Below are 19,102 nucleotides of genomic sequence, written 5' to 3'. Positions count from 1 at the left end.
AGTCATTCTGCCAAGGCATGAGCACTCCCTTATTCCCGTAAAGCAACTGCCAAAAAGCGCTCTCTTACTGGAGGACGTATTCTTTCTCCTGCCTTTCATGAACAAATGGAATGGATAGCGCGTTTTTTTTCGTTTGCCGTTTCGCACGGCGGCTGGTTTGATCAAGGCATCTTTTTACCATTCAGAGCAACCGCGACGCCCGCTTGACCCGGCATCGGTGATATTGGCCAAGCCCGGTACTGCCGGCCGCCCACAACGCTCAGGAGCCACGGCCATGTCGAACACTTCCTTCGTTTCTTCCGATGAGATCCGCGACCGTTTCTCGACGGCCATGTCGGCCATGTACCAGGCCGAGGTGCCTCAGTACGAGACGCTGCTTGCGCTGGTCGAAGAGGTGAATCGCGAAACCCTCGAACGCGACACGGCGCTCGCCGAGCGACTAGCGGCTCATAACGAGCTGGATCGCCTCAATGTGGAGCGCCACGGTGCCATTCGTGTCGGCACCGCCGCGGAGCTCGCCATGCTGCGCCGGCTCTTTGCAGTGATGGGTATGCATCCGGTGGGCTACTACGATCTCTCCGAGGCCGGGGTGCCGGTGCATTCCACTGCCTTCCGCCCTGTCGATGACGCCGCGCTTTCCCGCAACCCCTTTCGTGTCTTCACCTCATTGCTGCGTTTGGAACTGATCGAGAACCCGACGCTTCGTGAGCGTGCCGCGGCGATCCTTGCTGAGCGCGATATCTTTACCACCGGCGCACGGGAGTTGATCGCGCTCAGCGAATCTCAGGGCGGGCTCAATGACGAACAGGCCGAACAGTTCGTGGCCGAGGCACTGGAGACATTTCGCTGGCATCAGGATGCCACCGTGGATATGGACACCTACGAGGCCCTGCACGCCGAACATCGGCTGATCGCCGACGTGGTCTGCTTCCATGGCCCGCACATCAACCACCTGACGCCGCGCACCCTGGATATCGACGAGGTCCAGAGGCGCATGCCCGCTGCCGGCATGAGCCCCAAGGAGGTCATCGAGGGGCCGCCACGCCGTCAATGTCCGATCCTGCTGCGCCAGACCAGCTTCAAGGCGCTGGAGGAAGCGACCCGTTTCAAGGGCGGCCGCCAGGGCAGCCACACCGCACGCTTCGGCGAGATCGAGCAGCGCGGTGTGGCCCTGACCGGCAAGGGACGTGCCCTCTATGATCACCTACTCGATGCTTCCCGGGAGAAAACCCGCGGGCTCGCAAGCGAAGCGCATCAGCAGGCACTGGCCAAGGTCTTCGCCGAGTTTCCTGATGACGAGGCGGCACTGCGCCGGGAAGCGTTGGCCTTCTTCGAGTACCGACTCACCGATGCCGGCCACGCCGCCGATGCGGTCGATGAGACGGATCTGGAGGCGCTGATCGAACAGGGGCTGGTGACGGCTCGGCCGATCACGTACGAGGATTTCCTGCCGGTCAGTGCGGCGGGTATCTTTCAGTCGAATCTCGGCGAGTCACAGAACGACGCCTATGCCGGCCAGGGCAAACGTGAGGCCTTTGAGTCCGCGTTGGGTAGCGCCGTTACCGATGAGCTCGAGCTCTACGCCAAGCGTGAAGCTGCTTCGAAGGCCAGGGTACTCAGGGCACTGGGTCATACCATCGCGGTTAATCGCTGAGCCTTGGAGCAAAGTAGCGCTCCACCTCACCGCCCCATGTCGCGCCAGGAGCGCTTCTAACGCTTATCTTCCTGGGGCTTACCATGACCTTGCGGTCATCAAGTGCTCGCTAGACGTTCGCTTGACAGCTAGCCGCCAGATAGCCATCCAATTCGCGAATGACAAGGCGATACTCCACCAGTTGCCGAGGAAAATGGCCGTCATCGGAGCATTGGAAAACGGCTCAAGAGATAACTACGCTCAATAGTGTAATCACGCTATTCACATCAGCGTTGCAATGTTCTAAAGGGCTTAGATTTTCTACTACGCGATTGCCCTGCTAAACCCGCTTGTACAAAGAAAAATACATGCCATTTATGTGGATAAATGGTCATCATTCTTGCCTTAGCAGGTATTTCTCATGAGCATCCTAGCCCCGAATGAGAACCCTTCCGCGACGATTATTCGCTCACTGCTGCAACACAGCTATGAGCTCTCCTTGTATGCCACGGACATGCCCTATGCCCTGACGGCAGGCGTAGTAGAGCTCGACCGAAACACCGGCCGTCTGGTATTGGAAGTGGAATATGCGGGATCGGATTTGGAGCACTATCTGGCCGGAGGACTAAGTTTCGACCTGGAGGGGCTAAAGGGACCTCTAGGCGCTGAGCGCGACACCTACAGCCTGAATCATGTCACCGCCAAACTGCTCAAGACCGACAGTACGCTTTATCGACTGGAGTGCCAGCTTCCAGAGTCGATCTTCTTCAAGGAAAATCGAGGAAGGGTTCGTATCCCCTTCATTCTCGGCATGCAGGCCCGGGTCAGTCTGGAAGTGTATCTGCATGAGCTCAACGTGCCAGGTCGGTTACGCAACCTTTCCGTTGGTGGCTGCATGGTCGATATCGATCTCGCGGAAAGCATTGCGATTAACGTAGGACAAGACATCCCGGGGATAACGCTTGAATTTCCCAATGGCGAAAGCTTCTTTGCCGAAGGCAACATCCGTCATATTCGTCCCTTCGGTAACCATGGCCATGCCGTCGCCGGCATTCAGTTCATCAATTTGTCGATGGCTCAGACGGAAGCACTGTTCAGGTATGTGAATGAAGCTGAGCGAGAGGCTGCCTACCGTTCAGGCTCCTCCAATGACAAGCAAAATGATCATTCACCTCTGTTCATTCCGGGTGCCAAGGAAAAGACATTGCTGCAAAGGGAGGCCCAGAATCGCGAGAAACACGCTCAACAAACCCCCATGGAGCGTGGGGTGATACATATCGCTCATCAGCTTCAAGTGGGGCTGATGTACATTAAGTCGCGCAACCGGTTCCCCGACGAGATCTTCTACGACTGCGCCGACACGCTGCGCTACCTGCTGGAAAAAGATCGCAAGACCTTCCTGTATGCGCTGACGCTTCTTCGAAAAGAACCTGACTGGGTCCGACATGCCATCCAGGTTGCCGGTCAGTTGGCCGACCTGCTGATGACGCGCGACCCTCACGACCCACAGGTTCGCGAAGCCGTGCTCGGCACCTTGCTGCATACCATGGGTAAACCACTGCTGATCAGTGCACAGTTACCATCACTCAAGATGAGCATGAACCCGGCACAGAGAGCGATCCTCATTGGCCATGTGGCGGCTCTTCGCGAGAAGTTGAGTGAACTTGATTGGCAGCCAAGCCCGACGTGTCGCGATGTCATCGACAACGCCAACGAGCATATGGACGGCTCGGGTTATCCGGCCGGTAAGCGAGGTGAAGCGCTCTCGGAGCTCATTCGGCTTATCTCGGTGATCAAGGCAATCAACAAGATGATGCACGCGCGCAATGGTCTGCCGCCCTACTCGCCGCTGGAGGCCTACCGCAGCATCCATGATTCAGACACGGCCTATGATAAGACGGTGTTAGTGGAATACATTCAGATGCACGGTCTATATCCGATCGGCAGTCTGGCGAAATTCTCGAGCGGCTTCCTTGCCTGGGTCATGGATATCGACGGCAAGGGGATGCCCAACCAGGTTCACGTTGTTAAGAACCTGCGCTTTCCCGATACCAATATCAGCAGCATCCTCACCAAGGGCGACTTCTCACAAATTGGCAAACTGGAAGGCATCGTCAACCCCTCAGATTATGGGGTCAGAGCCGGCGGTATGCAGTGGCAAACCCAAGGGTAACGGCGACACGAGAAAGCCAGCGCCTAAAGCCGATATGATCGACATAGTGAACGCTGGCTCAGGGTGAAAGGCTATTTTCTTCAAACCACCGCTATTCGACGGTCACCGATTTAGCGAGGTTGCGTGGCTGATCGACGTCGGTGCCCTTGAGCACGGCCACATGGTATGACAAAAGCTGCAATGGCAGGGTATAGAGAATCGGTGCCAAGGCTTCGTCGACATGCGGCAGGCGAAGCACATGCAGGCCGTCAGCTTCCTCCAGGCCCACGCTCTCGTCGGCAAACACATAAAGCTCACCGCCCCGCGCACGAACCTCCTGCAGGTTCGACTTGAGCTTGTCGAGCAGGGCGTCGTTGGGTGCCACCGAGATCACCGGCATTTCACTATCGACCAGCGCCAACGGGCCGTGCTTGAGTTCCCCGGCCGGGTAGGCTTCGGCGTGGATATAGGAGATTTCCTTGAGCTTGAGCGCGCCTTCCAGCGCGATCGGGAATTGAGCGCCGCGCCCCAGGAAAAGCGCATGGTGCTTGTCGGCGAAGGCCGCGGACAACGCCTCGATCTCGCCGTCCAGCTCCAGCACATGACCCATGAGTGAAGGCAGACCACGCAGGGCATGGACGATCTCTTCCTGGCGAGTCTCGTCCATACCGTGCACCTTGCCAAGTCCAAGCGTCAGCAGCATCAGGGCTGCCAACTGGGTGGTGAAGGCCTTGGTCGAAGCCACACCGATTTCGGGGCCGGCCTGGGTCATCAGCGTCAGGTCCGACTCCCGCACCAGAGAGCTGCCGGGCACGTTGCAGATCGCCAAACTTCCCATATAGCCGAGATGCTTGGCGAAACGCAGCGCGGCCAGCGTATCGGCAGTCTCGCCGGACTGGGACAGCGTCACGAACAGCGTGTCCTTGGGCACCACCACGCGGCGATAGCGGAATTCCGAGGCCACCTCGACCTGGGTGGGAATGCCGGCATACTGCTCAAGCCAGTAGCGAGCCACCAGCCCTGCATGATAGCTGGTGCCGCAGGCAACGATATGCACTTGCTTGGCCTTCGACAGCAGTGCCTCGGCCTCGATGCCGAAGCTTTCGATCAGCGCACTGCGATCACCCAGGCGACCCTCGAGAGTTGCCGCCAGTACCTGCGGCTGCTCATAGATTTCCTTGAGCATGAAATGACGATACTCGCCCTTGCTGGCGGCGCCGTCACCATGCTCGAAGACCTGGATGGGCCGTTCCACGACCTCGCCCGCGGCATCGAAGATTTCGATACTGCCGCCACGGCGCAGACGCACCACATCGCCTTCCTGCAGGTAGATGAAGCGGTCGGTGACCTGCAGAAGCGCCAGCGGATCGGAGGCCAGGAAGGCCTCTTCGATACCCACACCCACCACCAGCGGGCTGCCCTTGCGGGCGCCGACCAGGGTGTCGGGCTCGCCACGATGAATCACGCCCAAGGCATAGGCGCCGTCCAGCATCGCCAGCACCCGCTGAACCGCCGCCATCAGGTCCTGGCCGAGGGTGAACTCCCGGCCGACCAGGTGGGCGATGACTTCGGTATCGGTCTGTGAGGTGAAGGCGTAGCCCTGCCCTTCGAGTTCGGCCTTTAGTGCCTCGAAGTTCTCGATGATGCCGTTATGGACCACCGCCAGGCTGTCGCCGGATTGGTGGGGATGAGCATTCTGCTCACTGGGCTTGCCGTGGGTAGCCCAGCGCGTGTGGGCGATACCCACGCGGCCGGCGAGCGGCGATGCCTCCAGGCAGGCCTCGAGGGCCGCCACCTTACCGGCAGCACGCTGGCGTTCGAGCCGGCCATCCGCTGTCAGCACGGCCATCCCGGCCGAGTCATAGCCCCGATACTCGAGTCGCTTCAAGCCTTCAAGCAAGATGCCCTGGACGTTGCGCTCGGCGACCGCTGCGACGATTCCACACATGCCGTTCTCCTTATGTACGTGCCGACGGCCGGACCGTCATGTCGAGCCGTCGTAGCGACCCGGGCATGCTGAGCGATATCTCATGCCCCGGATCGGATACATTCATGTTAGTTGATGAGCCGTCAGTCCCTGACGATCTTGGTCGGGCGTGGCCAGTCGGCCTTACTGATCTGACGCGCCCGAGACACGGCCAGCGCATTGTCGTTAACGTCCTTGCTGATGGTCGAGCCGGCCCCAATGATGGCACCTGCACCGACACTGACGGGTGCCACCAGGGCGGTGTTGGAGCCGATGAAGGCCCCATCGCCGATCTCGGTACGATGCTTGTTCACCCCATCGTAGTTGCAGGTGATGGTGCCGGCACCCACGTTGACCTCCTGACCCAGCCGCGCATCGCCGACATAGCTCAGGTGGTTGATCTTGCTGCCCTCGCCGACCCGGGCATTCTTGGTCTCGACGAAGTTGCCGACCTTGGCGCGGATGGCCAGCTGGGTACCGGGCCGCAGCCGGGCGAAGGGGCCGATCCGGTTATGGCCCGCAGCCACCGCCTGATCGATCACACTATGCGAGTCGACCACCGTCTCGGCGCCGAGATGACTGTCACGGATCACGCAATAGGGGCCAATACGCACGCCCTCGCCGAGTTCCACATCGCCCTCAAAGACGCAGCCTACATCGATCTCGACATCACGGCCGCAGGTCAGCGTACCGCGCACATCGATCCGTGCCGGGTCGGCAAGGGCCACGCCCTCGGCCATCAGACGCTCGGCAACGCGCTGCTGATAAGCTCGCTCGAGGCGCGCCAGCTGCAGGCGGTTGTTGACCCCTTCGACCTCGACCGGTTCAGCGGGCTGAGCGGTGACAATCCCTACACCCTCTGCAGCCGCCATGGCAATCACGTCGGTCAGGTAGTATTCACCTTGCTGATTATCGTCCGACAACTGTGGCAACCAACGTTTCAGCTGGGCAGCGGTCATGGCCATGATGCCGGTGTTGCATTCCTTGACCGCACGCTCAGCCTCACTCGCATCCTTATGCTCGACGATGGCTGTCACCTGGCCGTCTGGGTTACGCAGAATGCGACCATAGCCCTTGGGGTCCTCGAGAGTCACACTGAGAAGCCCCATGTGCTCTTCATCGACCTGCTCGAGCAAAGATCTCAGTGTCTCGCGACGAATCAACGGCACATCGCCATAAAGCACCAGGACCTTGTCGTGGCCAAGCTGATCGAGTGTCTGAGCGACGGCATGACCGGTACCCAGCTGCTCTTCCTGCACCGCGAAATGCACGCCGGTATCACCCAGTGTCTGGCGCATGGCATCGCCACCGTGGCCGATCACCAGGTGCAGCTTGTCGGCGCCAAGGCCCGAGGCGGTGTCGATCACATGACGCACCATCGGCTTGCCTGCCAGCGTATGCAGGACCTTGGGCTTGCGGGAACGCATCCGCGTTCCCTGACCAGCGGCGAGAATCACCACATCGAGTGTCATCATGTCTCCTTGTTGTCTTGAACCGCGTCTTGAACAGCGTCTTGGACCGGGGCCTTGCCCGGTCGCGGAATACCCAGCTTATCGAGGGCGGCATCACCGACCCGCTCGGCGAAGGCCGGGCTCACCCGACTCACCCAGCCCTCGCCGTCACGCTCAAGCGTCAGCACCGCGAGGCCTTCACGGCGCGCGGTGTTCAGTGCCGCTTGGGGGCCAAGCACGCTAAGCGCAGTGGCCCAGGCATCGGCAGCGGCGGCGGAGTCGCTCAGTAACGTCACCGAGGCCAGCGCATGCTCGACCGGTCGACCGCTGCGCGGATCGATCGTATGCGAATAGCGTTGCCCGTTCTCTTCAAAGTAGTTGCGATAATCGCCGGAGGTGGCAACAGCGAGATTGGTCAGGGCCAGCACGTACTGCGCTACCTGACGGCGTTCGTTCGGCGCCTCGACGCCCACCCGCCACGGCTCCGCCTCGGCGTCACGATGGCCACGCAGCACCAGTTCTCCCCCGATATCAACCAGGAAATTCTCGATGCCCTGCGCCTCGAGGTAGTCCGCGACCTGGTCGACGCCAAACCCCTTGGCCACCGCCGAGAGGTCCACATAGACATCGCTCAGGCGTCGGGCCCGTCCGGCCTGCGTATCAAGCTCGACCTTGTCGGGGCCGATCTGGGCCAGGCGTTCCTCGAGCTGATCCTTGGGAGGTACCGATTCGGGACGCGCCTCGGGGCCAAAACTCCACAGATTCACGAGCCCGCCCACGGTGATATCAAAGGCGCCGTTGCTCGCCCGCGACACCTGCTGGCTAAGCTGTAGCACCTGCATCAGATCGGGCGAAAGACGCTGCCACTCACCAACCGGGGAACGATTGAACGCCGAGAGTTCTGACGCTTCGCGATAGGTCGACATCGAGGCATCGACCGCCTCGAGTTCATCGAGTATACCGGCTTCGATGTCTGCGACTTCGTCGCGCCTCATCGGCTCGGCCATAATCACCTGGTAGTAGGTGCCAAATATGGGCCCCTTGAGGGTAATGGGGGCCTCTCGGAGCGGCTCGCGACAGCCACTCAATAGTGTCGCGAGAAGCAGCACGCAAACCGCGAACAGGGGAAGGCGTCGAGACATGATCGCTGTCCTACCAGAAGAACCATAAGAGCCACAGCCCCAGGACCACGCGATAGATCACGAAGGGCTGCATGCCGATACGATGGATGAAGATCAGGAAGTAATGGATGCACAGGTAGGCACTGATCCCGGAGAGCAAGGTGCCACCGGCCAACGCCGCCCAGTCCACGGGCATCGGGGATTCGAGAAGGTCCAGCGTCTTGAGACCACCAGCCAGAATGATGACAGGAATAGACGTCAGGAAGGAAAAGCGCGCCGATGCCTCGCGGCTCAGACCGAGCATCAATGCCGCGGTCATGGTAATGCCCGAGCGAGAGGTACCCGGAATCAGCGCCAGGGCCTGGGCGAGGCCAATCAGCAGGGCATCCTTCCAGGTAAGCTCGAATTCGCTGAGACTGCCCCGATGGCGGAAATCCGCCCAGCCCAGCAGCAGCCCGAAAGCGGCCAGGCTGGCGCCGATCAGCACTGCCGAGCGTAGGTTTTCCTCGATCAGATCCTTGCAGGCGAGCCCCACCAGACCGACCGGAATAGTGGCAAGAATCACCCACCAGGCGAGCCGCGAGTTCTTGTCCTGGCCGCGTCCCACCAATGAGCCACTGAAGCTCGTCACCATCTTCACCAGATCGCGGCGGAAATAGAGCACCACCGCCGAGAGACTGCCGACATGCAGGGCCACGTCGAAGGCCAGGCCCTGATCGGGCCAGTCGGTGAGTACCGGTACCAGCACCAGATGGGCCGAACTCGACACCGGCAAGAATTCGGAGATGCCCTGCACCAGGGCCAGAACGATGACCTGTAGCCAATCCATGCTGTTCACTGTCGCCAAGAAAGTAATCGAGCCAGGCGCCCCCTGCGCCTGACAACAAGTGGGACCTGAGGATACACGTCACGGTCGCGCTTGTCCTCGGCCCTTACACTGATACCGCCAGGTTCCTAGCCGAGCGCTAGCAGATGACGGGCGATGCCGAAGTAAATCACCACGCCACAGGCATCGATCACCGTGGTCACCAGCGGCGCCGAGGCGGTAGCCGGGTCCCAGCCGAGGCGGTCGAGCAGGAAGGGCAGGCACATGCCAAGCAGGCTGCCGAACAGCACGATGGTGATCATGCTCACCGCTACCACGATGGCCACCGTGTCGCCACCGCGAGCCAGGCCGATCGGCGCCACGGCAAGCGCCATGGTCAGGCCCAGGGCCCCTGCCACCAAGAGCTCGCGCCCCATCAGCTTGCCCCAGTCGCGCACCCCGACATCACCGGTGGCCATGCCGCGCACGGTCAGGGTAGCGGCCTGGGCACCGGCATTGCCGCCGCTGCCGATCAACAACGGCAGGAAGAACACCAGCGCCACCTGAGCGGCGATGGTGTCCTCGAAGAAAGCGATACCGGCCCCCGAAAAGAGGTTGCCGAACACCAGCAGCACCAGCCAGACGATGCGCTTGCGATACAGGCTCCAGAGCGGCACCCGGCTGACACCGGTCTCGAGCTGGCCGATCGACATCCCCTTGTGGATATCTTCAGTAGCCTCGGCCTCGACCACGTCCAGGGCATCATCATGGGTGACGATGCCCACCAGACGCTCGGCATCATCGACCACCGGCACCGCCAGGAGATCATAACGGGCCACCAGCTTGGCTACATCTTCCTGCTCGGCATCCACCCGGGTGTGGATAACATTCTGAATCATCAGCTCGGCCACCGCCGCCCCAGGACGTGCCACGATCAACTGACGCAGCGACAACGTGCCTTTGAGCCGGCCGACACCATCAATGATATAGACCTGGTAGACGGTCTCGGCATCCGGGGCCGTCTGGCGTACCCGCATCATTGCCTGGGAAACACTCAGGCCCACCGGAATCGCCACATAGTCGGCGGTCATCAATGCCCCGGCAGACCCTTTCTCGTAGCTCGCCAGCAGCAGGACCTCTTCGCGCTCGTGTCGGGCCATACGACGCAGCAGGTCCTCTCGACGGTCCTCGCTGACCAGGTTGAAGAAGTCGGCACGCTCGTCCGAGCCCATCTCTTCAAGCAGCGTTACAAGGGGCTGGTCGGCCATGCCGACGGCGAGCCGCTGCTGTGTCTCGTCTCGCAGGTAGCTAAAGACATTACCACTCCGCTCAGGCGACAGTGATTCAAGCAGTGCAATTGCCGCTGCCTCGTCATCGTCCTCCTCGACGAACTCCTCAAGCAGCTCGGCGACATCGGCGGAACGCCGCTTGCCAAGCAGGCCCTCAATGCCGGCCCGGTCGTTCTGCGCCAAGGCAGCCTCGAGCAGCGACTTGTCAGACTGCAGGCTGTCTGTCATTGCCATGGCATTCTCCTGACTCCGATTCAATCTCTTCTGGCCCGCTGCTCGACGATACCGCGAAGGCTGTGACAAAACGGCCGGTATCGACACAAAAACGCCCCTTGAACCTTGGGTTCAAGGGGCGTCGCGGACGGCCAAGGGTAAGGCTTACCCCCTGCCGGCCTTCTTGCGCAATTGCTGAATGGTCCGCAACTGGGCAACGGCCTCGGCGAGCTCTGATGAAGCGCGCGTGTAATCAAGGTCAGCGTTGCTGTCGTTGAGTTCCCTCAGTGCATGCTGGCGGGCCTCTTCGGCAGCCGCCTCATCCAGATCGTCGGCGCGCACGGCGGTGTCAGCAAGAATGGTCACGATTTCTGGCTGGACTTCGAGGAAGCCGCCCGTGACGTAGTAATGTTCTTCCTTACCACCGTCGTGAATGACCCGCACCGGGCCCGGCGAGAGCTCGGTAAGCAGCTGAGTGTGCCCCGGGAGAATTCCCAGGTCACCCATCACGCCCGCCGCAATCACCTGCTCGACGACTCCGGAAAAGATCGAAGCCTCGGCGCTGACGATCTCGCACTTGAAGCTTTTCGCCATAGCTATGTCCCCTCTGGGGCTCCCGTAGGGTGGACGACCTTACTTCATGGAGTTGGCTTTCTCGACGGCTTCGTCGATGGTACCAACCATGTAGAAGGCCTGCTCCGGCAGCTCGTCGTAATCGCCATTGAGGATACCCTGGAAGCCACGGATGGTTTCCTTGAGGGACACGTATTTACCCGGCGAACCGGTAAACACCTCGGCCACGAAGAACGGCTGCGACAGGAAGCGCTGGATCTTACGCGCCCGGTTCACGGCCAGCTTGTCTTCGTCAGACAGCTCATCCATGCCCAGGATCGCGATGATGTCCTTGAGCTCCTTGTAGCGCTGCAGCACACCCTGCACACGGCGAGCCGTGTCGTAGTGCTCATCACCCACCACCAGCGGATCAAGCTGACGCGAGGTGGAATCGAGCGGATCGATGGCCGGGTAGATACCCAGCTCGGCGATCGAGCGTGCCAGTACCACGGTCGCATCAAGGTGCGAGAAAGTGGTGGCCGGCGACGGGTCGGTCAAGTCATCCGCGGGCACGTAGACGGCCTGAACGGACGTGATAGAGCCATCCTTGGTGGAGGTGATGCGCTCCTGCAGAACACCCATCTCCTCGGCCAGGGTCGGCTGATAGCCTACTGCCGACGGCATACGACCCAGCAGTGCAGACACCTCGGTGCCGGCCAGGGTGTAACGGTAGATGTTGTCGACGAACAACAGCACGTCACGCCCTTCATCGCGGAACTTCTCGGCGATGGTCAGGCCGGTCAGGGCCACACGCAGGCGGTTTCCGGGCGGCTCGTTCATCTGACCGTAGACCAGCGATACCTTGTCGATAACGTTGGATTCGGTCATCTCATGATAGAAGTCGTTACCCTCACGGGTACGCTCGCCCACGCCGGCGAACACGGAGTAACCGCTGTGCTCGGTGGCGATGTTGCGAATCAGCTCCATCATGTTGACGGTCTTGCCGACGCCGGCGCCACCGAACAGGCCAACCTTGCCGCCCTTGGCGAACGGGCAGACCAGGTCGATGACCTTGATGCCGGTCTCGAGCAGTTCACTGGTCGCTGCCTGATCCGCATAGCCCGGGGCCTTGCGGTGGATCGGCATGCGTTCCTGCTCGCCGATGTCACCGGCTTCGTCGATCGGCTGACCGAGCACGTTCATGATACGGCCCAGCGTTTCCTTGCCGACCGGCACGGAGATGGCTGCACCGGTGTTCTCGACCTCGGTGCCCCGCTTGAGGCCTTCGGTGGAGCCCATGGCGATGGTGCGAACCACGCCGTCGCCCAGCTGCTGCTGGACCTCGAGTACGGTCTCGCTCTGCGAGACATTCAGCGCGTCGTAGACCTTGGGAACTGCGTCCCGCGGAAACTCTACGTCAATCACCGCGCCGATGATCTGTACGATACGTCCGCTCATCTTGGTTCCTCTTAGATACCTGCAAATGAAACCTGTGTGCCTGGGCGGCCAGTCGCCGTGCGACGGCCCGGCCCAGTGGCGCTATACGGCTGCCGCGCCGCCAACGATCTCGGAGATTTCCTGGGTAATCGCGGCCTGACGGGCCTTGTTGTACACCAGTTGAAGCTCGTCGATCAGGTCGCCGGCATTGTCGGTGGCACTCTTCATCGCGATCATCCGCGCGGCCTGTTCACAGGCCGCGTTCTCGACCACGCCCTGATAGACCTGGGACTCGATAAAGCGCACCAGCAGCCGGTCCAGCAACACCTTGGCATCCGGCTCATACAGGTAGTCCCAGTTTGCGGGACGGCTGTGTTCTTCGTCTTGTGAGTTGTCGGCACCCATATCGGGAGACAACGGCAGCAGCTGCCGCACGGCCGGCTTTTGGGTCATGGTGTTGACAAACTGATTGTTCACCACATATAGCCGGTCGAGCTGGCCCGCATCGTAGGCTTCCAGCATCACCTTGACGCTGCCGATCAGATCTTCAATCTCGGGGGCTTCGCCCATACCACTCGATGCTGACACCAGGCGTCCACCGTATTTACGGAAGAAGCCGCTGGCCTTGGCGCCCAGCGCACAGAAGTCGAGCTCAACGCCCTTGTCCTGCCACGCCTTGGCATCCTTGAGCACGGCCTTGAACAGGTTAGCGTTCAGGCCACCGCACAGGCCGCGGTCAGTGGAGACCACGATGTAACCAACCCGCTTGACCTCGCGCTCGACCATGTAGTCATGGCGATACTCGGGGTTGGCGTTGGCGATATGGCCAACGACATTGCGGATCTGGCGCGCATACGGCTGACTGGCCGACATGCGCTCCTGAGCTTTACGCATCTTCGACGCAGCGACCATTTCCATGGCGCTGGTGATCTTCTGCGTATTCTTGATGCTCCCGATCTGGGTGCGTATCTCTTTTCCAGCTGCCATAGCGATCTACCTTTCGTTCGTGGCCCTCAGAAACATCCGTGGCCCGGCCGGGACACGCCCTGACCGGGCCGGGAAATCACCAGCTCTGAGTCGCCTTGAACTTCTCGAGACCAGCCTTGAGGCCTGACTTGATCTCGTCGTTGTAGTCGCCGCTGGCATTGATCTTGTCGAGCAGATCGCCGTGCTCATCCTTCATGTAGGCATGCAGCGCATGCTCGAAGTCGAGCACCTTGTTGACGTCGACATCGTCAAGGAAACCTTCGTTGGCGGCATACAAGGTAAGCGCCATCTCGGCAACTGACATCGGCGAGTACTGTTTCTGCTTCATCAGCTCGGTCACACGCTGACCGTGCTCGAGCTGCTTGCGGGTCGCTTCGTCGAGATCGGAGGCGAACTGCGAGAACGCCGCCAGCTCACGGTACTGAGCCAGTGCCAGACGCACGCTACCGCCAAGCTTCTTGACGATCTTGGTCTGGGCCGAGCCACCGACACGCGATACCGACAGGCCCGCGTTGATCGCCGGACGAATACCGGAGTTGAACAGGTTGGTCTCGAGGAAGATCTGACCATCGGTGATGGAGATCACGTTGGTCGGAACGAACGCCGAGACGTCGCCGCCCTGGGTCTCGATGATCGGCAGCGCGGTCAGCGAGCCGGTCTTGCCCTTGACTTCACCGTTGGTGAACTTCTCCACGTAGTCGGCATTGACGCGCGCGGCGCGCTCGAGCAGACGGGAGTGGAGATAGAAGACGTCACCCGGGAAGGCTTCACGGCCCGGCGGACGACGCAGCAGCAGCGACGTCTGGCGGTAGGCCACGGCCTGCTTGGACAGATCGTCGTAGACGATCATTGCGTCTTCGCCACGGTCGCGGAAGTATTCGCCCATGGTGCAACCAGAGTAGGCGGCGAGGAACTGCATCGGGGCTGGATCGGCGGCGCCGGCAGCTACCACGATGGTATGTTCCATGGCACCGTGCTCTTCGAGCTTGCGTACCACGTTGGCAATGGTCGACTGCTTCTGACCGATGGCCACGTAGACGCAGGTGATGCCCTTGCCTTTCTGGTTGATGATCGCGTCGATGGCGATCGCCGACTTACCGATCTGACGGTCGCCGATGATCAACTCACGCTGACCACGACCGATCGGCACCATGGCGTCAATCGACTTGAGACCGGTCTGGATCGGCTCGTCGACGGACTGACGGGTGATAACGCCCGGCGCGACCTTTTCTACCGCATCGGTCATCTCGGCGTTGATGTCGCCCTTGCCGTCGATGGGGTTACCCAGCGCATCGACCACGCGGCCGATCAGTTCCCGGCCTACCGGCACTTCGAGAACGCGACCGGTACATTGAGCGGTCATGCCCTCTTCGAGGTGCTGATAGTCGCCAAGCACGACGGCGCCGACGCTATCGCGCTCAAGGTTCAGCGTCATGCCGTAGATGCCGCCGGGGAATTCGATCATCTCGCCGAACATCGCGTCGGCAAGACCGTGGATCTTCACGATACCGTCAGACACGCTGACGATGGTGCCCTCGTTACGGGCTTCAGATGCGACATCCAGCTTTTCGATACGCTGCTTGATGATGTCGCTGATCTCGGAAGGATTCAGTTGCTGCATGCCGTGTCCCTCAGACTCAGGCGGAAAGGGCCTCATGGAGGCGATTCAGTCGACCGCGCACCGACCCGTCGATGACGGTGTCGCCGGCGCGCAGGATGACGCCTCCAATAAGAGTGGAATCCACCTGAGTGGTAATGGAGATTTCGCGGTTCAGACGCTTGGCCAGTGCACTCGCGAGCTTTTCCTGCTGGGCGTCGTCCAGCGCAAACGCAGAGACGATATTCACGTCCATGCGTTTTTCTTGCTGGGCCTTGAGCAGTTCGAACTTCTCGGCGATAGCCGGCAGAGCCGCCAAGCGCCCCTTGGAGCCAACTTGGCGCAGAAAATTGCCGACCTCGTCATTCACGGCGTCACCGCAGAGATCAATGAGCAGATCCGCTTTCTGGGCGCTGGTCAGCTGAGGATTGCTCAGTACGCGCTCACGCACGTCAGCGTCTTGGGCGATCTGCGCTAGCGTTGCCAGCATCCCGGACCAGTCTTCGAGCGCCGATTTGCCAAGCGCGTATTCGAAGGCCGCTTTAGCGTAAGGACGTGCGACGGTAGACGTTCCCGTCATGGATCACCTCCTTAAAGCTCTTTGGCGAGTTTGTCGACAAGTTCACGGTGCTTCTTCTCGTCGATCGAAGATTCCAGGATGCGCTCTGCACCGACAACGGCCAGGTGCGACACCTGAGAGCGCAGTTCTTCCCGTGCGCGGTTCACTTCCTGATCGATCTCGGACTTGGCAGTGGTGATCATGCGCTCGCCTTCTTGGCGTGCCTGCTCACGTGCTTCCTCGATCATCTGGCTGGACCGCTTATGGGACTGCTCCAGGATTTCTGCTGCCTGTTCCTTGCTCTCACGCAGCGTCTTGTTGGCCTCTTCTTGGGCCACCTCGAGATCGCGTGTTGCGCGACTGGCAGCGTCCAGGCCATCGGCGATCTTCTTCTGACGCTCATGGAGCGCAGTGCTGATCGGCGGCCACACATACTTTGTGCAAAACCAGACAAAGATCGCGAAAGCAATCATTTGCCCGATAAGCGTCATGTTGATATTCACAGGGGCGTACCTCTGACAGATTCGTGGCAACCGGAAACGAGCCAACCGAGCGCAATGCGCTCGGTATGCCAATTGTTAGCCGGCGACGACGAAAATCAGGTACATCGCGATACCCACGCCGATCATCGGAACGGCGTCCAGCAGACCTGCCATCAGGAAGGTCTTGGTCTGCAGGTGATCACCCATTTCTGGTTGACGAGCGGTGGTTTCGAGCAGCTTGCCACCCAGCAGGGCGAAGCCGATAGCGGTGCCGAGGGCGCCAAGGCCAATCATGAGAGCGGCAGCAATGTAGACGAGTTCCATGGTGATACTCCTATCGAGTTGAGATAAAGGTTAAGGGTTTATCGGATGATACGTGATTCAGTGATGCTCGTGGGCAGAGTTCAGGTAGACCACCGTCAGCACGGTAAAGATGAACGCCTGCAGCGTGATAACGAGAATGTGAAATATGGCCCAGGGTACGTTCAGCGTCCAAGAGACCCAGAACGGCAACAAGGCAATCAGGATGAAGATCACCTCGCCAGCGAACATGTTGCCGAAGAGACGAAGGCCGAGGCTGAGCGGCTTCACCAACAGACCAATGATTTCCATTACCAGGTTAAAGGGAATCAGCGACCAGTGATTGAACGGAGTGAATGACAGCTCTTTGACGAAGCCGCCAGCCCCTTTGACCTTGATGCTGTAATAGATGATCAGACAGAACACACCAAGCGCCATGCCCAAGGTGGCGTTGGGGTCCGTGGTGGGGACGAGCTTCATGTACTCGACGCCGAACTTGGCAAAAAGCTCAGGGGCCAGGTCCACAGGCACAAGCTTTAGCAAGTTCATCAGGAATATCCAGACAAACAGCGTCAAGGCCAACGGTGCGATCAGCGGATTTTTACCATGGAAAGCGCCCTGGACCGTGCCCTCGACGAATTCGAAGACCATCTCGATGGCACTTTGTAACTTGCCGGGGACACCGGTAGTCGCCGCTTTGCCGACTTTGCGGAACAGCCAGATAAACAGGACACCCATGGCGATCGACCAGCCCATGGTATCGACGTGAATTGCCCAGAACCCCATGTCGGCGGCTTCCTGAGCGGAATGCGCCATCGACCAACCATTTTCCGGGTGATGCCCGAAGGTCAGGTTTTGCAGGTGGTGCTGGATGTACTCCGTAGGAGTCGGGTTATTGCCTGCCATACTCTGCCTCGATTTCAGGTGTTCGACGGTTGACGCAAGAGCCAGGGGCCCAGCCAATGCACCAGCAGCGTCGCCACGTAAGCGCCAAAGAAGAAAGTGGGATTTGAGGGTGGCACTAGCACGAATACCAGCGTGAACAATGCCACCGTCAAACCAAACTTTCCGGCCGCGGCCCGATAAAACCCATTGACCATTTGCCGGGAATGAGGCGCGCGGTAATAGCGGAAGGCACGCCAGACAAAATAAGCGTTGGGTACCAGAGCCACCCCACTACCGGTCAATGCCGATAGACTGCCGCCAACCCCGGCGGCCAGCATGCCACCCATACTAACTACGACAAGCAAGAGACTCTGTGCTACCAGCAGGCGTGCAACGGGTGGTCGCTTGAGTTTGGCTGCCACCGGTTATCCCCTGCCTCGCGTCGTCTCACGCCAACGTTTACCTATTTTCATCGTGCATATACACGACAAACTCCGGCGCGATTATAGGGAAGGGCCTCGGCGGCTTCAACCAAAGCCAAGCCGATTTTGTACGATATTGCCGAATACTACGACCAATAGCCCGCTAAACGTCGGTAAACTACGTTAGCTTGCTAAAAGAAGATGAACCGAATATATGTCTATCTGGGTCTAGTGAATATGACCCAAGATACCGTCCAGCTCATCAAGGCTTGTGTAGCGGATGGTCAAGCGCCCCTTGCCGCTGCGCCCGTGCTGGATCTTTACCGGCGCACCGAGCAATTCACCCAGCTGAGTCTCGAGGCGCACCACATCCGTTGATCGAGGCTCGCTCTCGGGCTTGGCCGGCGCCCCCTCGAGGCGCTGCTTGACCAGCGCCTCGGTGGCTCGCACCGTCAGGTCCTTGTCGACCACCTCGTGGGCTGCCGAGCGCTGCGCCGCGCCGGAAAGCGCGAGCAGAGCGCGGGCATGCCCCATGTCCAGGTCGCCACGCTCGAGCAGCGTCTGAACCTCGGGGTCCAGCGACAGCAGGCGCATCAGATTGGCAACCTGAGCACGCGACCTGCCCACGGCATCGGCAACCTGCTGTTGAGTCAGTTCGAACTCGTCCTGCAGGCGCTTGAGGGCCATGGCCTCCTCGACGGGATTGAGATTCTCGCGCTGGATGTTCTCGATGACCGCCAGCGCCAGGGCCACCTGGTCGCTGACCTCACGAATCACCGCCGGTATGACATCGAGCTCGGCCAGTTGAGCGGCCCGCCAGCGCCGTTCACCGGCGATGATCTCGTAGCGATCCTCATCGATTGGGCGCACCACGATGGGCTGCATCACCCCCTGGGCACGGATCGAGTCGGCCAGTTCTTCCAGGGCCTCGGGCTGGATGTCGCGACGAGGCTGATACTTGCCGCGTACCAGCTGCCCAAGCGGCAGGCGCTCGAGGCGTTCCTGATCCTTGGGCGCGAATTCGTCCGCTGCATCGATCGGCACCAGAGCCTCGCCGTCGACAGCCTCAAGAGTCTCCTCCGGCTGGAGGGAGCGATGGCGGGAGCCGGCACCGATCAGGGCATCCAGGCCTCGTCCCAGGGCTCGCTTACGCGTCATCTGGCAATCCTCGAAATCGATCCAACATTTCAGTCCCCTGCGACCACCATGGCCACTCGGGCGTGGTTTCACATCCATGCACTAGCGCCAACT

17 protein-coding genes are annotated in these 19,102 nt (G+C 60.4%); 2 read left to right on the top strand and 15 right to left on the bottom strand.

Annotated elements, in window-relative coordinates:
* Positions 1 to 274 precede the first annotated feature (274 nt).
* Together hglS and HF027_RS09975 are read left to right on the top strand one after the other, a co-directional pair.
* A complete protein-coding gene (gene hglS / locus HF027_RS09980; protein ID WP_168015276.1) occupies positions 275 to 1,654 on the top strand; it encodes a 2-oxoadipate dioxygenase/decarboxylase HglS in 1,380 nt (459 codons plus the stop codon).
* A 400-nt stretch (positions 1,655 to 2,054) separates the two neighbouring features.
* Positions 2,055 to 3,806, top strand: a complete 1,752-nt coding sequence (locus HF027_RS09975) for an HD domain-containing phosphohydrolase (RefSeq protein WP_168015274.1) — start codon at positions 2,055 to 2,057, stop codon at positions 3,804 to 3,806.
* Between the two features lie 91 nt (positions 3,807 to 3,897).
* Here the strand turns inward: HF027_RS09975 and glmS are convergent, their stop codons facing one another.
* From glmS to HF027_RS09900, 15 genes are all read right to left on the bottom strand, one after another.
* Entirely contained in the window at positions 3,898 to 5,733 is a 1,836-nt protein-coding gene (glmS, locus tag HF027_RS09970) for a glutamine--fructose-6-phosphate transaminase (isomerizing) (RefSeq protein ID WP_168015273.1), read from the bottom strand.
* 122 nt (positions 5,734 to 5,855) lie between these two features.
* Entirely contained in the window at positions 5,856 to 7,223 is a 1,368-nt protein-coding gene (gene glmU / locus HF027_RS09965) for a bifunctional UDP-N-acetylglucosamine diphosphorylase/glucosamine-1-phosphate N-acetyltransferase GlmU (protein WP_168015272.1), read from the bottom strand.
* Complete coding sequence (locus tag HF027_RS09960; RefSeq protein WP_168015271.1) at positions 7,223 to 8,344, bottom strand: FAD:protein FMN transferase; 1,122 nt, start codon at positions 8,342 to 8,344, stop codon at positions 7,223 to 7,225. The genes glmU and HF027_RS09960 overlap by 1 nt, the downstream gene beginning before the upstream one ends.
* Positions 8,345 to 8,354: 10 nt before the next feature.
* Positions 8,355 to 9,152: an undecaprenyl-diphosphate phosphatase gene (locus HF027_RS09955; protein WP_168015270.1), complete on the bottom strand. Its 798-nt coding sequence runs from the start codon at positions 9,150 to 9,152 to the stop codon at positions 8,355 to 8,357.
* 125 nt (positions 9,153 to 9,277) lie between these two features.
* A complete protein-coding gene (gene mgtE, locus HF027_RS09950) occupies positions 9,278 to 10,651 on the bottom strand; it encodes a magnesium transporter (protein WP_168015269.1) in 1,374 nt (457 codons plus the stop codon).
* A 144-nt stretch (positions 10,652 to 10,795) separates the two neighbouring features.
* Complete coding sequence (locus HF027_RS09945) at positions 10,796 to 11,224, bottom strand: F0F1 ATP synthase subunit epsilon (protein ID WP_168015268.1); 429 nt, start codon at positions 11,222 to 11,224, stop codon at positions 10,796 to 10,798.
* A 39-nt stretch (positions 11,225 to 11,263) separates the two neighbouring features.
* Complete coding sequence (atpD, locus tag HF027_RS09940; RefSeq protein ID WP_136254706.1) at positions 11,264 to 12,640, bottom strand: F0F1 ATP synthase subunit beta; 1,377 nt, start codon at positions 12,638 to 12,640, stop codon at positions 11,264 to 11,266.
* 81 nt (positions 12,641 to 12,721) lie between these two features.
* Positions 12,722 to 13,606: a F0F1 ATP synthase subunit gamma gene (gene atpG / locus HF027_RS09935; protein ID WP_168015267.1), complete on the bottom strand. Its 885-nt coding sequence runs from the start codon at positions 13,604 to 13,606 to the stop codon at positions 12,722 to 12,724.
* Positions 13,607 to 13,682: 76 nt separating this feature from the next.
* Entirely contained in the window at positions 13,683 to 15,227 is a 1,545-nt protein-coding gene (atpA, locus tag HF027_RS09930) for a F0F1 ATP synthase subunit alpha (protein ID WP_168015266.1), read from the bottom strand.
* Between the two features lie 16 nt (positions 15,228 to 15,243).
* A complete protein-coding gene (locus tag HF027_RS09925; RefSeq protein ID WP_168015264.1) occupies positions 15,244 to 15,783 on the bottom strand; it encodes a F0F1 ATP synthase subunit delta in 540 nt (179 codons plus the stop codon).
* A gap of 11 nt (positions 15,784 to 15,794) precedes the next feature.
* Positions 15,795 to 16,265: a F0F1 ATP synthase subunit B gene (locus HF027_RS09920; protein WP_168015262.1), complete on the bottom strand. Its 471-nt coding sequence runs from the start codon at positions 16,263 to 16,265 to the stop codon at positions 15,795 to 15,797.
* 75 nt (positions 16,266 to 16,340) lie between these two features.
* Complete coding sequence (gene atpE, locus HF027_RS09915) at positions 16,341 to 16,568, bottom strand: F0F1 ATP synthase subunit C (protein ID WP_136254711.1); 228 nt, start codon at positions 16,566 to 16,568, stop codon at positions 16,341 to 16,343.
* Positions 16,569 to 16,625: 57 nt separating this feature from the next.
* Positions 16,626 to 17,450 carry a F0F1 ATP synthase subunit A gene (atpB, locus tag HF027_RS09910; protein WP_168015260.1) on the bottom strand — a complete coding sequence of 275 codons (825 nt, stop codon included), beginning with the start codon at positions 17,448 to 17,450 and terminating at the stop codon, positions 16,626 to 16,628.
* A 14-nt stretch (positions 17,451 to 17,464) separates the two neighbouring features.
* Complete coding sequence (locus HF027_RS09905; protein WP_168015258.1) at positions 17,465 to 17,851, bottom strand: ATP synthase subunit I; 387 nt, start codon at positions 17,849 to 17,851, stop codon at positions 17,465 to 17,467.
* A 228-nt stretch (positions 17,852 to 18,079) separates the two neighbouring features.
* Complete coding sequence (locus HF027_RS09900) at positions 18,080 to 19,009, bottom strand: ParB/RepB/Spo0J family partition protein (RefSeq protein WP_168015256.1); 930 nt, start codon at positions 19,007 to 19,009, stop codon at positions 18,080 to 18,082.
* Between the last annotated feature and the right edge of the window lie 93 nt (positions 19,010 to 19,102).

Origin of the sequence: Halomonas salinarum (assembly GCF_012062845.1) — a bacterium.
Lineage (GTDB): Bacteria > Pseudomonadota > Gammaproteobacteria > Pseudomonadales > Halomonadaceae > Onishia > Onishia salinarum.
The sequence above is the reverse complement of the archived record's forward strand: the minus strand, read 5'-3'. Positions and strand labels throughout refer to the sequence as shown.

Excerpts from the sequence above, each read along its gene's own strand:
- glmS (WP_168015273.1), bottom strand. The coding sequence starts at position 5,733 with ATGTGTGGAATCGTCGCAGCGGTCGCCGAGCGCAACGTCCAGGGCATC.
- atpG (WP_168015267.1), bottom strand. The coding sequence starts at position 13,606 with ATGGCAGCTGGAAAAGAGATACGCACCCAGATCGGGAGCATCAAGAAT.
- atpA (WP_168015266.1), bottom strand. The coding sequence starts at position 15,227 with ATGCAGCAACTGAATCCTTCCGAGATCAGCGACATCATCAAGCAGCGT.
- glmU (WP_168015272.1), bottom strand. The coding sequence starts at position 7,223 with ATGACACTCGATGTGGTGATTCTCGCCGCTGGTCAGGGAACGCGGATG.
- HF027_RS09955 (WP_168015270.1), bottom strand. The coding sequence starts at position 9,152 with ATGGATTGGCTACAGGTCATCGTTCTGGCCCTGGTGCAGGGCATCTCC.
- HF027_RS09900 (WP_168015256.1), bottom strand. The coding sequence starts at position 19,009 with ATGACGCGTAAGCGAGCCCTGGGACGAGGCCTGGATGCCCTGATCGGT.
- HF027_RS09960 (WP_168015271.1), bottom strand. The coding sequence starts at position 8,344 with ATGTCTCGACGCCTTCCCCTGTTCGCGGTTTGCGTGCTGCTTCTCGCG.
- atpD (WP_136254706.1), bottom strand. The coding sequence starts at position 12,640 with ATGAGCGGACGTATCGTACAGATCATCGGCGCGGTGATTGACGTAGAG.
- atpB (WP_168015260.1), bottom strand. The coding sequence starts at position 17,450 with ATGGCAGGCAATAACCCGACTCCTACGGAGTACATCCAGCACCACCTG.
- HF027_RS09975 (WP_168015274.1), top strand. The coding sequence starts at position 2,055 with ATGAGCATCCTAGCCCCGAATGAGAACCCTTCCGCGACGATTATTCGC.
- HF027_RS09925 (WP_168015264.1), bottom strand. The coding sequence starts at position 15,783 with ATGACGGGAACGTCTACCGTCGCACGTCCTTACGCTAAAGCGGCCTTC.
- atpE (WP_136254711.1), bottom strand. The coding sequence starts at position 16,568 with ATGGAACTCGTCTACATTGCTGCCGCTCTCATGATTGGCCTTGGCGCC.
- hglS (WP_168015276.1), top strand. The coding sequence starts at position 275 with ATGTCGAACACTTCCTTCGTTTCTTCCGATGAGATCCGCGACCGTTTC.
- HF027_RS09945 (WP_168015268.1), bottom strand. The coding sequence starts at position 11,224 with ATGGCGAAAAGCTTCAAGTGCGAGATCGTCAGCGCCGAGGCTTCGATC.
- mgtE (WP_168015269.1), bottom strand. The coding sequence starts at position 10,651 with ATGGCAATGACAGACAGCCTGCAGTCTGACAAGTCGCTGCTCGAGGCT.